The organism is Paenibacillus sp. PL91 (assembly GCF_012935325.2).
Taxonomy (GTDB): domain Bacteria; phylum Bacillota; class Bacilli; order Paenibacillales; family Paenibacillaceae; genus Pristimantibacillus.
The window spans coordinates 204,827-218,027 of record NZ_JABBYG020000003.1; the positions used below are offsets into that span (position 1 = coordinate 204,827).

The following is a 13,201-nucleotide window of genomic DNA, read 5'->3' on the forward strand; positions in this document are numbered from 1 at the left end:
GACAATAAACATTCGGCTTTCGTTCACTATTTCTTAATAATACATAAAAAACGGGTCCCAGAAGGACCCGTTTCTTATATTTCTTATACGCAGGATTAGCAGTCGTAGTAAAGGCTGAACTCATGCGGATGAATGCGGATTGCAACAGCTTTTGCTTCTTGACGTTTGATTGCTACGTAGTTCTCGATAAATTCTTGCGTAAATACGCCGCCTTCAGTCAAGAACTCGGAATCAGCCTCAAGAGCGTTAAGCGCTTCGTCAAGCGTTCCAGGAACGCTGCGAATTTCTTTTTTCTCTTCTTCCGGCAATTCGTAGATGTTTTTGTCGAATGGACCGTAGCCAAGAGCTACTGGATCAAGCTTGCGCTTGATGCCGTCCAAACCAGCAAGCAGCATAGCTGCGAACGCAAGGTAAGGGTTAGCCGTGTTGTCTGGTGTACGGAATTCGATACGACAGCCTTTAGGCGTTACAGCTGCAATCGGAATACGGATCGCTGCAGAACGGTTACCTTTAGAGAATACAAGGTTAACTGGTGCTTCGTAACCAGGCACAAGACGTTTGAACGAGTTCGTGCTCGGGTTAGTGATTGCGATCAATGCAGGCGCGTGGTAAAGCACTCCTCCGATGTAGTGCATAGCCAATTCGCTAAGGTTTGCATATGCGCCTTTATCGTAGAACAAAGGAGCATCGCCGTTGAAGATAGAAGTATGAACGTGCATACCGCTACCGTTGTCACCGAATAGCGGCTTCGGCATGAAAGTAGCCGTTTTGCCGTATTGGCGAGCTGTATTGTGAATGATATATTTGAACTTCATTAGGTTGTCAGCTGTTTTAGTAAGCGTATCGAAACGGAAGTTAATTTCGGCTTGGCCAGCTGTTGCAACTTCATGGTGATGACGTTCTACGCGAAGACCCGATTCTTGCAAAAGGCGAACCATTTCGCTGCGGATGTCTTGTTGGGAGTCAACTGGAGCTACTGGAACGTAGCCGCCTTTAACCGGAATTTTGGAACCAAGGTTGCCGCCTTCTTCTTTACGGTTCGTGTTCCAGCCAGCTTCTTCGGATTCAACCATGTAAGAGGAAGAATTCATCGAGCTTTCGTAGCGAACTTCGTCGAAAATGAAGAACTCAGGCTCAGGCGCGAAAAATGCTGTCGTACCAACGCCAGTTGTTTGAAGATATTCTTCAGCCTTCTGAGCGATGCTGCGCGGATCGCGGTCATAGCGTTCGCCCTCAGGTGTATGGATATTACACATAATGTTTAGTGTTGGGTGATCAGTGAAAGGATCGATAAATACGGATTCTGTATCTGGGATCATAACCATATCGGAATTCTCAATACCACGGAAACCGTGAATGGAAGAACCGTCGAATGCTACCCCATTTACGAAAGTATCAGCATCAACCTCAGCTGCTGGCAGTGTAATGTGGTGTGCATGACCTAGAAGATCCACGAAGCGGAAATCTACAAACTGAATGCTGTTTTCTTTAATATTGTCCAAAACATTTTGAACTGACATTAATAATTTCCTCCATTTCCGAACATTAGCGTAGTGTTGAACAGGTATTGTTCAATTATTGCTCCAAATCCATGTCGTTATTATAAAACTAGCCTTCAATCTCCGTCAATAGCTATGTAAGGTATTTTTTGTAGCTATGTCAGGTATACTTACAAGTTTGAACAGTTGTTCACAATTCCTCCTTAATAGACAATCAAAAAGCCGCGCAGCCCTTGAATACTGTAGGCTTCACGGCTTTTACCAATTGTAAGCGTTTGTATGCAAGCAAGCTTGAAAAGGCAATGCCGTCCAAGAACGGCATTGCCTTTTCGATAGCTAGATTAGATTTTCCATTCCAGGAACGCCTCTGCAGGCGCTTTAGGCGTTTCGAACTGCTTGCCGACAATCGGAGCAAGCTTCTCTAAATCCTTCAAGAGATTAGCGAATTGATCCGGGAATAGCGATTGTACGCCATCGCCCGTCATCGAGTTGTCTGGATCGGTATGCATTTCAACGATCAACCCGTTCGCGCCTGCCGCTACGGAAGCTTTGGACATAGGCTCTACCAATTCGCGGCGGCCAGTTCCGTGGCTTGGATCTGATATAACCGGCAGATGGCTGAGAGATTGCAGCACAGGAATAGCCGACAAATCAAGCGTGTTGCGCGTGTAAGTCTCGAACGTTCGGATTCCGCGCTCGCAAAGCATAACGTTTGGATTTCCGCCTGCCAAAATGTATTCAGCAGCGTTCAAAAACTCGTCATAGGTGGAGCTGAATCCGCGCTTGAGCAGCACTGGCGTTTGAATCGTGCCCAGCTTGCGCAGCAAATCAAAGTTTTGCATGTTTCGCGTGCCCACTTGAAGAATATCTGCGTATTCCGCGCAAACATCCACATACTCCGGCGTCATAACCTCAGTAATCGTGAGAAGACCGTGTTTCCTGCCTGCCTCAGCCATCATCACTAGACCTTCCACGCCTACACCTTGGAAGCTGTAAGGCCCTGTACGCGGCTTGAAGGCTCCTCCTCGCAGTACCTGTCCGCCAGCTGCCTTAACGAGGCGCGCAATCTCATCGATTTGCTCTGGCGTCTCAACCGCGCACGGTCCGCCCATAATAACGAGGTTGCTTCCGCCGATCTTTACGCCTTTAATATCAATAACCGTGTCGTCCGGATGGAAATCACGGCTTGCAAGCTTGTAGGATTTTGAAATTTTAATCACGTTCTCTACACCTTTCATTTGACGCAAATGCTCCGCAAGCGTTGGCTCTGCTTTCCCGATAATTCCGATGACGGTCCGATCCGTTCCTCTAGATACATGAGCCTGAACACCCGCTCTTTCGATATGGGCAACAATTTCTGAAATACGCTCTTCTGCAATGTTTGCATTTGTAATCACGATCATAGGGACCACTCCTCAAAGGTTTTTTAAAGCAACACTACGTTAAAATGCATTCGCTTCGTTCTGTGATAGCAATGCTCACTTCGTAAGCTTCTGCACGGACATATATTCGCACATCAACGCTTATACGCTTTATAGCTTTTATGCTTCGTAGCTTCTACGCTTTTAATCACTAAAGTAAATATACAAGAGAAGCCGGCTCCCGTCAACCCATCTCTTTCAAAAAAAAATGAGGAAAACGAATTTTCCATGCCTAAAATCTCACGGAAAGCTCATTTTACCTCATCATTTGATCGGTTATTTAATCGGACTTCTCAGCCGTTGCCGTAGCGGAAGCCGCAGTTGTCGACTTGACGCGCACGTTTGGAAGCAGCTTATTCATGTTGACCGTACGACGGATCTCCCATGTATCCGGATTGTTGTGATCATATTGCTCCAAATAGGTAATAACCTCTTTGGTCAGCGGCGTAGGTGTAGAAGCGCCGGATGTAACTGCAACGCGGTCGACGCCTTTAAGCCACTCCTGCTCGATCTCAGACACGTCGGATACCCGATAGGCTTTGACACCGGCAATTTCCTCTGACACCTGAGCTAGTCTGTTCGAGTTGTTGCTTCTTGGATCTCCAACGACGATACATAGCTGCGCCTCGCCCGCTTGCTCTGCAACTGCCTCTTGACGCACCTGCGTAGCCAAGCAGATTTCGTTGTGAACCTCTGCAGCAGGATAGCGCTCGACAAGGCGGCTAATAATATGGCGAATATCCCATTGTGACATCGTCGTTTGGTTCGTTATAATGATGCGTCCTTCCGGTACTTGAAGGGAATCGATCTCCTCTTCACGCTCGATGAGGTGAACCTGCTCCGGCGCAACGCCAATCGCGCCCTCAGGCTCGGGATGGCCCTTCTTGCCGATATAAATAATATGATAGCCTTCCGCCGATTTCGCACGAATTAAATCATGTGTTCTCGTCACGTCCGGACATGTCGCGTCAACGACGGACAGACCTTTGTCGCGGGCGCGCTGGCGAACCTCTGGAGAGACGCCATGCGCGGTAAAAATAACGGTGCCCTGCTCGATTTGATCCAAAATATCGAGGCGGTTAGCGCCATCCAGCGTAATCACGCCTTCCTGCTCGAACGCCTCGGTTACATGCGCATTATGAACGATCATGCCTAATATATAGATTGGCCGCGGCAGCTCCAAATTTTTGGCCGTCTGCAAAGCCAGCACCATCGCATCGACGACGCCATAGCAATAGCCACGCGGTGATATTCTAACGATTTCCATTCCTTGCACCTGCTTTCTGACCGGATATGCGTCATAATCATAATTCCTATATTTCATCCGTTGCTACTATTATAGACGAATGAGACGCGTCAGAAAAGGCTATAGGCAGCCAGATCGTAAACTTCGTTCCGTCACCCTCCCTGGTCGTTACTTCAACAGAGCCTTGATGCTCGTCAATTATCCATTTTGCAATCGATAAGCCAAGCCCTGTTCCGACCGTAACGCCCCTTGATTCATCAGCCCGATAAAATCGGTCGAAAATGTGAGGAATTTCCTCTGGATTCATGCCGATGCCGGTATCTTGGACAACAAATCCGATTTGCTGATCGTTTCGTATTGCACTAAGCAAAATGGTGCCCTCCGGCGTGTATTTGAACGCATTCTCGATGAAAATAAACAACAGCTGCTGCAAATAATTATGATTTGCGTTGACGCGTACGCCATTTAGTGCGGACAGATCGCCTACTTTCCATTCAGCGGAACGCGGAAGCAGCTGCGCTCTTCGCACAACCTCCTCCGTAAGCGGCAGCAGATCAAGCGGCGTTTTCTCCATCGTATACCCCGCATCAGCTCTCGCTAGCGCCAGCAGGTCATTGACGAGCGTGCTCATCCGTACGGCCTCAGCTGATATATCGCTCATCGCTTCCTTGGAGAGCTCCCAGCGATCGGAATCAAGCGGCAGCCAGTCTCCCGTATCAGCATCACGGTTCGTTTCCTTCACTTTCGTCCACATCCGCTCGAGCAGCTCAATATTGCCGCGTATCGTCGTAAGCGGCGTTCGCAGCTCATGCGACGCGTCCGATACGAACCTGCGCTGTGCCTTATATGCCTCATCAAGCTCGTTATATGCCATCTCGAGGCGTGCGAGCATCACGTTCAGCGTGCTAACGAGCCTTCCGATCTCATCATTCGGGCCTAACGCTGGTATTCGGACGCTTAGATCGGAGCCGTTTTCAATTTGCTCCGTCGCTCGAATGACACGTTCTATCGGTCGCAGCGCTTGGCGAGCAATGAATAAGCCTACTGTAAAGGCGATAAATACTACGACTAATGAGGAAAAGATAAGGATCGTGCGAAGGCCGCCCAGAAATTTTTCCTCGTTATATGAGAATACGCCCACCTGAACCAATCCTACTATATCTTTATCCAAATAGACGGGGCGTTGGTAGGTGAGCATGGCATATCTGTTATTGTTGATTTCGACATGCGTTTTAACGAAACGCTCCTTTGGCTTCGTTTTTACCTCAGGATAAGGAATGACAAATTCATAGGGAAAGTTGCTGGATTGCTTAATTGCGCCTTCCTTATAGTTAACTAATTGGATGTACATATCTTTTTTATCTATACGAAACTGCGGACCTACAATCAAATCAAGCGTCTGGTCTAAAAAATTAGTCGCTCCGATGATTTCAATTTTGCTATCTTGTACTCTAATCTGCTGCTTGATTTCCGCATAGGTGTTCCAATTTACAAAGAAATAAATGCAAATGCCGATTACGATCATCGATACCGCAAGCAAACCTGAAATCCAAAGCGTTAGCCGAAGCCTGATGGACATATGCTTAACCTGCCTCTCCGCGAAGCACATAGCCGGTGCCGCGAACCGTCTGAATGAGTCGGTTTTTGCCTCCGTCCTCTACCTTCTGGCGCAGCATCGCGATGTACACCTCCAGCACATTTGATTCTCCGCTGAAGTCATAGCCCCATATTTTCTCCATGATCGCATCGCGCGTGAGCACGCGGCGCGGGTTCTGCATGAACAGAAGAAGCAAGTCGTACTCCTTGGAGGTGAGCTCGATGCGGCGTCCCGAGCGTACCGCTTCCCGAGCATCCATATCCAATATGAGATCCTCATAGAGCAGCTGATTGCTAGATTGCTCGATCTTATCGGATTTGCGGCGCAATAAAGCTCGGGCCCTAGCCAAGAGCTCCTCAAGCGCAAAAGGCTTGACCAAATAGTCATCAGCTCCAAGATCTAGACCCTTCACCCGATCGATCACGTCATCCTTCGCCGTTAGCATCATAATCGGCACCGTGCTTCCGCTCTCGCGCACGCGCCGGCAAACCTCCCAGCCATCGACCTGCGGCATCATGACATCAAGAATGAGCAAATCCGGCTCCGTCTTAAGCAGCACCTTCAGCCCTTCCATGCCATTAGCTGCCGTCGTTACCTCATAGCCTTCAAACGCAAGGCTTCTGCGAAGCAAAGATATAATTTTATCATCGTCATCTACCACCACAATATGCTGTCTCATCCGCTTTTCCCCCTCTATTTGCAGCAAAAAGCACAGAGCATGCTGACTCTCTGCGCTTTTTGTTTCAGTCCATGGCTAAATCTTTATTGAGCGCCAAGCGTATTTTTATCGCCAATCACAACTTGAAGATCCATTTTGCTGCCTTTTCGAACGATATTCAGCTCGATCTTGTCGCCGACTTTCTGTTTTTGAATCGCTGCAATAAGAGCCTGCGTATTCGTATAGGACTTGCCGTCAATGCCTACGATTACGTCAAATTGCTGAAGCTCTGCCAGATATGCAGGAGAATTGTAGTATACATTCCGAACGATAGAGCCTTCCACTTTATCCATGCCAAGCTCTTTTGCAATATCAGCAGTTACATCCTGAAGCTCAGCCCCGATATAAGGCACAGCCGGTTTAGGAATTTCTTTATTGTTTTTTAAATTTTCCAGCACTTCCTGAATGGTGCTTGTCGGAATCGCAAAGCCGATGCCTTGCGCTTGCGAGCTCACTGCCGTATTAATGCCCACTACCTCACCGTTTACATTCAGAAGCGGTCCGCCTGAATTGCCGGGGTTAATGGAAGCATCCGTTTGCAGCAAATGCTTGTATTTGCGCTCGCCCTGCGCATCTTGAATATCGATCGGACGCTCCTTCGCGCTCAGTACGCCAACCGTTACCGTATGGTCAAAGCCATAAGGGTTGCCGATCGCTACTACCCAATCGCCAATATTGATATGGTCAGAGTTGCCTAGTGGAAGCGTTGGGAACGCTTTGTCACCCGTAACCTTAAGCACCGCCAAGTCCAAATCATAGCTGGATCCGAGCAGCTCAGCCGTGAACGGCTTATCATAGCCTTGAACGATGACCTTGATTTGATCCGATTCGCCAACTACATGCTGATTCGTCAATATATATCCGGTGGAATCGAAGAAAAACCCGGTCCCAATGCCTGATTGCTGCATTTGGCCCTCTTCATTTTGCTGCCCTGCGTCAGGCTCTGTCGTGCCAGGATAGTCATCGCCAAAAAATTGGCGGAAAAATGAATCGTCCAGCATGCTGCCGCTGTTGCTCCGTTTTGCCGTATTTACGTATGTTTCGATTTTCACGACAGCCGGGCTTGCCGTTTCAAACAATTGAGCGATGTTATCCGGTCTTGCGGCAACTGTAGCAGCGCCGCCGTTGCTGTTCACACCAGCAGCAGCCGATGAGCCCGAGGCGCTTGATTGTGCATTTGATGCCAAAGCCGGTTCTTTCGTAAACCAGTTGTTTATATCCGAGGTATACATTAAAGCCCCTACTAGAACGACGCCCGCTAGAAACGATGCGAATACCGCTTTGAAGGAGGTGCGGCGCGGCTCCCTTACTTGCCAAGGTCCTTTGGAGGATTGCGGTGAAGGCGTAAAGGAACGGATTTGCGATTGCTGAGGCGCTCTTGGCCCTGTTTGCTCAGGCTCCGCCAACGGCTCGAGCTGACGATCAGATAGCTGAGCATTTGCGGATTCCGAGACAGTGCCGCCAGTATTTCCATATGGCTGATCTTGAATCAGCTTAGGCTTGTCGCCTTCGAAGCCTGAACGGGGCTCGCTGCTATCTTCCTGAGAATTTGCTTTAAACGGTCCATATGAATAGTAATAAGAGGGCTTAGCCGCTTGCTCCTGCGTCTCTCTCGAGATTTCGGGATCAGCGTTTACCGCGCTATCGTCATTGCCTGCTGCGCCTTGCTCTCCATCGCTTTTGCGAAAAAAATCGTCAAAGCCCTTTTTGTTGTTTTGATCGTCCATTTCCGTTCTCCTCCTTGAATCTTTATTCCATCATGCCCCAAAGTTTCATCGTTTGGATACATGTTCATTTGATATAGTTCTATCATGCACATTCTACCTTAAAACAAACTTAAAAGGAATTTAAACAGAAATAAAAAAAACGACCCAAAATGATTTTTGGGAACGTTTTTTTGTACGCCGAATCTAATCGTCAGTTTGGAAAAAGATGCTCAACCTCGTGGATCGTTTGCTTGGCACGGTCGATCCAATGCGCTTCCACATCGGCATCGGGATTGGACGGCGATTGGAATTGGTCAAACAGCGCGCCTACTACGCGTACAGAAGCCTCGGGATCATTTCCTTCCCGGTACAGATGCTTAAGCACATAAGGAGTACCTAGCTTTATTGTCGCATCATTATCTTCTTCCACACTATCGATATTGCCGACTACGACCTCAAAAGGGATTCGAAGCCATACTTTATGGTCTTCATCAAGTGAGCGGTCAAAGGAACCGCCGTCGTATTCCCAGTTGCCGCCAAGCGTAAATTGCTGCTTCTCCAGCAGCTCCTTCGTCTCAATAAAATGTTGCTCCCGCGACTCTAGCACGGATGAAATGGGGATCATGGGGCTGCTCCTTTACACTAGCTTTTTTCTATATTTACTAGTAGGTAGTATACCCGGCCCTTTCTTCCTTTATGTGCGATTAGCCCAGCCTTTGCGATGAGCAAGAACCGCAAGCTGCGTCCGGTCATCAAGCTCGCATTTCATTAGCAAATTGCTGACATGCGTTTTTACCGTTTTTACGCTAATGTGCAGCTCCTCGGCAATTTCTTTGTTAGATTGGCCGTCGGCAATAAGCAGCAGAACCTCTTTCTCCCGCTCGGTCAAGCCCTCATCGCCTGACTGAGCCGTCCGCTGCCGCAAGCCTCTCGTTAATGCTTGGGATACATCGGCGGTCATGACCGGCATGCCCTTGAAAGCTCCGCTTATCGCATAAATAAGCTCCTCTGCCGATACCGTCTTAAGCACATAGCTTACCGCACCTGCTTCAATCGCCCCGTATACCTTGTCATCCTCAAGGAAGCTGGTCAGCATTACGATTTTCATTTCTGGAAATTTAGAAATAATGGCTCTTGTCGCTTCGATCCCGTCCATGCCCGGCATCATAAGATCCATCAATATTATTTGAGGCCGCTTCTCTTCCGTGCTCGCCATCAGCAAGTCTATTGCAGCCTGTCCGTTGCTCGCTTCGGCAATGACATGAAATTTTGGCTCCAGCATCAAATACGTCCGAAGGCCCGTTCTCACCATATCATGGTCATCTACAATCATAATTTTTATAAGCTCAGATCCACTCATGATTACTGCTCTCCCCGCAACATTTTAGGTATCGTAACCTTTACTCTCGTCCCGCCTCCGGGCTTGCTCCAAATCTCCGCCGCTCCGCCAAGCTTCTGCGCCCGCTCCTGCATCGTCGATAGCCCATAGGAGCCCCGTTTCACTTCATCCGCCTTGAATCCAACCCCGTCATCTTGCAAAATCATAACAACCTGCCGTTCATTATCCGCAAGTGTAAGCGTGCAGCCCGTTGCTCCGGCATGCTTCACAATATTAGCCATCGCTTCCTGGGCGATAAGAAACAATTGATGCTCCTTCGCCTCGGATAAATGCTCCTTCAACCGCCATTCCAGCTCGCCTTGCAAATTATTTTGCCTGCAATAATCTGGGAACCATTTATCTAGCGCTTCATATAAGGTGCGTCCCTCAAGCTCCATCGGCCGCAGCTGCGCGATAAAATTCCGCATTTGCTTTTGGGCTAAATTAGACATATTAACAAGCTGCTCCAGAACGGAATCGGCACGCTCACGATCCACCTGCTGCAGCTTTGGCAGCGAAGAGGCGCACATATGAATCGCAAATAGCTGCTGGCTTACCGTATCGTGCAAATCACGCGCAAGCCGCTTGCGCTCTTCAAGAACCGCCGCTTCATTGGATGCCGATTCTGTCATCACGTACTCTTCTCCGCGCATTTGCAGCCATTTCATCTTCTCTTCCATTTGCTCCGCAAGCTCGTTGAATTCACGGTACACTTCAATAAAGGAATTATGCCCGCCTTCCGTAATGCGCACACCGTAATTGCCGTTGGAGGCTTGCTTTAACGACAAATGAAGCGTATCGATTCGGCGACCGATGCGCTGTGCGGCCCAATAGCCGAAGGCTGCGCTCACAAGCAGGAAGACGGCTGCTGCCCCAAGGCGCACTTCCGTCTTTCCCGTTTCATTCACTAAGCCTATCCAAGTTACTGCCCCAAGCACCAGCGATACGACTGCTGCAATGACGAACATTCCGATGAGCTCCCACTTTCCGCTCCTCAAAAACCGAACCATCATAACAGGCTACCCCACCTTCGTGACGCGGACATCGCCGATAAATGTGCTGACAATCAGCTTTATTTTTTTGTCAGACTCTTTGTAGGAAGGCGATTGGATGTTGATATTCGTAAACAAGCCGCCCTCTTTCTGACCCAAAATCTTCACGTCGCCGATAAAAGCGCTTGATACGACCTGAACGCCTACCTCGTAATCATTCGGCACATAAACCTTTACATCGCCTATAAAGGAAGAAACATGAATTTTCGTTTCGCCAACGGATACTTGCGCTTTCGTTAAATCAAGCACCGTATCGCCAATGAAGTGGGAGATGTTGAGCGGCTTCAAATCCCAATAATCATGGCCGATGTGAATGTCGCCGATAAATCCGGAACGAGTCTGCACATTCGAGTCGCCGTGATTCCACCACTCCACATGCTCTTTATGATTTCGTTTCCACTCCTGCGCATTCCTTTTGAGCTCCGATTTATGATGGTGCTTCCATTCCTTGTATTCCTTCTTGCCTGTGGAATAGCCTTCAAATGGCATGTCGCCTGAACCCGCTTGCTTCTCTTCCTGTGCATGAACATCACGCGAGTCAAGAGGCTCCTTCGTTGGGTCTGGATGCAGGGGCGGCGCGGGAGGAACAGATGCTTGGTCCTGATAAGGCCGATACGATTTCCAGTCATCCTCAGGAGGCTCATTTCGTTTTGACTTTGGTTTCCATATTAAATTGATGCCGACTAAAATGACAACAACTGGCCAAATATAAGGAACGATATCGCCGATCGACCAAGAGAACAATTCGAGATTGCGTCCCAAAAATACAAATCCAATCAGCAGCACTACAGCTCCCCACCAGCTTGATCCAGACCCATGCGTCCGGCTTGATAGCAAGCCTCTAATGCCGATAATAATGAGGATAACTGGCCAATAGGTAGAAAATAAATCACCAAAATCAAAGGTCACATGACCCGTTTGCCTGAGCAAAAATAATATACCTATTGCAATAATAACTAATCCGGTAAATAACCGGTTTGCGAAATTTCCGTTCAAGCGGCACCAGCTCCTTACGATTCCATCGTCGTTTGATATTCCTAGTATAACGGACTGCATTCAATAGAAAAAGGGACGGCCGATTGAAATCGTCATCAGTCTCTAGACCGAGCTTATGTTGATTTTATCCATTTTAAACCTGACATGCGTTATGAAACATTACGTCCGGCGTTGACATTGCTCACTTCTACTATTTATAATGATGATCGGATTAGGATAATAGAGCTAACCATACATGAATATGAGGAACAGGAGATGAAGCAATGGACGTTATCGAACTGTCAAAAGGACTGGATACGATTTGGGTCGTTTTGACAGCAGCCATGATCTTGCTTATGGAGGGCGGATTCGCTTTGCTAGAGGCAGGGTTCGTCCGGCAAAAGAATGCCGTCAGCATTATTATGAAGGTATTTGTCGACATCGCATTCGGCGCACTCGTTTTTTACTTTTTTGGATTCGCACTCATGTACGGACAGGATGCCGGCGGTCTGATTGGAACGACTGGCTTTCTAATAAATGGGGATCTCTCCCACATCGTATTAAATATTACGCATGAAACTTATTGGCTGTTCCAATGCGCATTCGTCATTGCCGTGATATCGATCGTATCCGGCGCGGTTGCGGAGCGCATCAACTTTAGGGCTTATATTTTGTTAACGATTGCGATGACTGGCTTCATTTATCCGCTCGCAGGACATTGGGTTTGGTCAGGCAGCGGCTTTCTCGGGAAGCTGGGCATGATTGATTTTGCCGGATCCGCTGTCATCCATGCGTTAGGCGGTTTCTCCGCGCTTGCAGCGGCGATCTTCATCGGTCCTCGAATCGGCAAGTTCAGTGCCGACGGCAAAGTAAACATCGTACCGCCTTCCAACCTTCCGCTTGCTTCCGTCGGCGCATTCATTCTTTGGTTTGGCTGGTTCGGCTTTAACGCAGGCAGCACACTTAGCGCCACCAACGGCTCGATCGGACATATTGCCATTACGACGATGCTTTCAGCAGCGGCGGGCGGCGCAACCTGTATTTTGTTCACCATGTTCCGCTATAAGAAAGCCGACCCTCCGATGGTCATTAACGGTTCGCTTGCCGGCCTTGTCGGAATAACGGCAGGCTGCGCCTTTGTTTCTGATATTGCAGCCATCGGAATCGGAGCAGTATCGGGAATCGCAATGGTGCTTGTAACGGAATGGCTGGAGAGCAGACAGGTTGATGATCCGGTCGGCGCTTTCGCCGTACACGGCATCAGCGGCAGCATCGGTACGCTCGCAGTCGGCTTGTTCGCCCTTCCGGAATTAACGGAAGGCGTCGGAAAGGGCTACTACGGCTTATTTTATGGCGGGGGCTTTAGCTTGCTCGGCGTCCAAGCGCTTGGACTCGCAATCGTATCCATATGGGGCTTCCTTTTAACATGGGGAGCATTGTGGCTTATACGCAAGGTTATGCCTGTTCGCGTCTCCAAGGACGAGGAGCTGGTCGGTCTCGATGTCGGAATTCATGGCGTTCCCGCATACAGCCAAGAGCATGATTTCCTAGATATTGACCGTCTTAAAAATAGTAAATAGCAAGAAAAGAACCGTCTCGGCCCGATTGG

At 48.6% G+C, this 13,201-nt stretch carries 11 protein-coding genes; 1 reads left to right on the top strand and 10 read right to left on the bottom strand.

Features of this window, described 5'->3' with window-relative positions; all coding sequences use genetic code 11:
* Positions 1-95: 95 nt before the first annotated feature.
* The 10 genes from glnA to liaF all read right to left on the bottom strand — a co-directional run bounded on the left by glnA (position 96) and on the right by liaF (position 11,613).
* Complete coding sequence (gene glnA / locus HI950_RS09620) at positions 96-1,520, bottom strand: type I glutamate--ammonia ligase (protein WP_053371973.1); 1,425 nt, start codon at positions 1,518-1,520, stop codon at positions 96-98.
* Between the two features lie 320 nt (positions 1,521-1,840).
* Complete coding sequence (gene aroF, locus HI950_RS09625; protein ID WP_169083840.1) at positions 1,841-2,902, bottom strand: 3-deoxy-7-phosphoheptulonate synthase; 1,062 nt, start codon at positions 2,900-2,902, stop codon at positions 1,841-1,843.
* A 298-nt stretch (positions 2,903-3,200) separates the two neighbouring features.
* Complete coding sequence (locus HI950_RS09630; RefSeq protein ID WP_169083839.1) at positions 3,201-4,187, bottom strand: 4-hydroxy-3-methylbut-2-enyl diphosphate reductase; 987 nt, start codon at positions 4,185-4,187, stop codon at positions 3,201-3,203.
* Positions 4,188-4,233: 46 nt separating this feature from the next.
* Positions 4,234-5,745: a sensor histidine kinase gene (locus HI950_RS09635; protein WP_169083838.1), complete on the bottom strand. Its 1,512-nt coding sequence runs from the start codon at positions 5,743-5,745 to the stop codon at positions 4,234-4,236.
* 4 nt (positions 5,746-5,749) lie between these two features.
* Positions 5,750-6,442: a response regulator transcription factor gene (locus HI950_RS09640; RefSeq protein WP_169083837.1), complete on the bottom strand. Its 693-nt coding sequence runs from the start codon at positions 6,440-6,442 to the stop codon at positions 5,750-5,752.
* Positions 6,443-6,525: 83 nt separating this feature from the next.
* Complete coding sequence (locus tag HI950_RS09645) at positions 6,526-8,208, bottom strand: S1C family serine protease (protein ID WP_169083836.1); 1,683 nt, start codon at positions 8,206-8,208, stop codon at positions 6,526-6,528.
* 190 nt (positions 8,209-8,398) lie between these two features.
* A complete protein-coding gene (locus HI950_RS09650; protein WP_169083835.1) occupies positions 8,399-8,812 on the bottom strand; it encodes a YugN family protein in 414 nt (137 codons plus the stop codon).
* Positions 8,813-8,881: 69 nt separating this feature from the next.
* The gene (locus HI950_RS09655; protein WP_169083834.1) at positions 8,882-9,547 is read right to left on the bottom strand and encodes a response regulator; all 666 of its coding nucleotides are present in this window, start codon (positions 9,545-9,547) and stop codon (positions 8,882-8,884) included.
* Positions 9,548-9,549: 2 nt separating this feature from the next.
* A complete protein-coding gene (locus tag HI950_RS09660; protein WP_169083833.1) occupies positions 9,550-10,578 on the bottom strand; it encodes a sensor histidine kinase in 1,029 nt (342 codons plus the stop codon).
* Positions 10,579-10,584: 6 nt separating this feature from the next.
* Positions 10,585-11,613 (bottom strand): cell wall-active antibiotics response protein LiaF, encoded by a 1,029-nt coding sequence (gene liaF / locus HI950_RS09665; RefSeq protein WP_223285198.1) that lies wholly within the window; start codon positions 11,611-11,613, stop codon positions 10,585-10,587.
* A 263-nt stretch (positions 11,614-11,876) separates the two neighbouring features.
* On the opposite strand from liaF, the gene HI950_RS09670 reads away from it, so the two are divergent.
* Positions 11,877-13,172 carry an ammonium transporter gene (locus tag HI950_RS09670; RefSeq protein ID WP_169083831.1) on the top strand — a complete coding sequence of 432 codons (1,296 nt, stop codon included), beginning with the start codon at positions 11,877-11,879 and terminating at the stop codon, positions 13,170-13,172.
* Positions 13,173-13,201: the final 29 nt, after the last annotated feature.

What these genes read in the sequence shown, in the direction of transcription:
- HI950_RS09640 (WP_169083837.1), bottom strand. Translation starts at nt 6,442, where the DNA reads ATGAGACAGCATATTGTGGTGGTAGATGACGATGATAAAATTATATCT.
- HI950_RS09655 (WP_169083834.1), bottom strand. Translation starts at nt 9,547, where the DNA reads ATGAGTGGATCTGAGCTTATAAAAATTATGATTGTAGATGACCATGAT.
- HI950_RS09650 (WP_169083835.1), bottom strand. Translation starts at nt 8,812, where the DNA reads ATGATCCCCATTTCATCCGTGCTAGAGTCGCGGGAGCAACATTTTATT.
- HI950_RS09635 (WP_169083838.1), bottom strand. Translation starts at nt 5,745, where the DNA reads ATGTCCATCAGGCTTCGGCTAACGCTTTGGATTTCAGGTTTGCTTGCG.
- HI950_RS09630 (WP_169083839.1), bottom strand. Translation starts at nt 4,187, where the DNA reads ATGGAAATCGTTAGAATATCACCGCGTGGCTATTGCTATGGCGTCGTC.
- aroF (WP_169083840.1), bottom strand. Translation starts at nt 2,902, where the DNA reads ATGATCGTGATTACAAATGCAAACATTGCAGAAGAGCGTATTTCAGAA.
- HI950_RS09670 (WP_169083831.1), top strand. Translation starts at nt 11,877, where the DNA reads ATGGACGTTATCGAACTGTCAAAAGGACTGGATACGATTTGGGTCGTT.
- HI950_RS09645 (WP_169083836.1), bottom strand. Translation starts at nt 8,208, where the DNA reads ATGGACGATCAAAACAACAAAAAGGGCTTTGACGATTTTTTTCGCAAA.
- glnA (WP_053371973.1), bottom strand. Translation starts at nt 1,520, where the DNA reads ATGTCAGTTCAAAATGTTTTGGACAATATTAAAGAAAACAGCATTCAG.
- HI950_RS09660 (WP_169083833.1), bottom strand. Translation starts at nt 10,578, where the DNA reads ATGATGGTTCGGTTTTTGAGGAGCGGAAAGTGGGAGCTCATCGGAATG.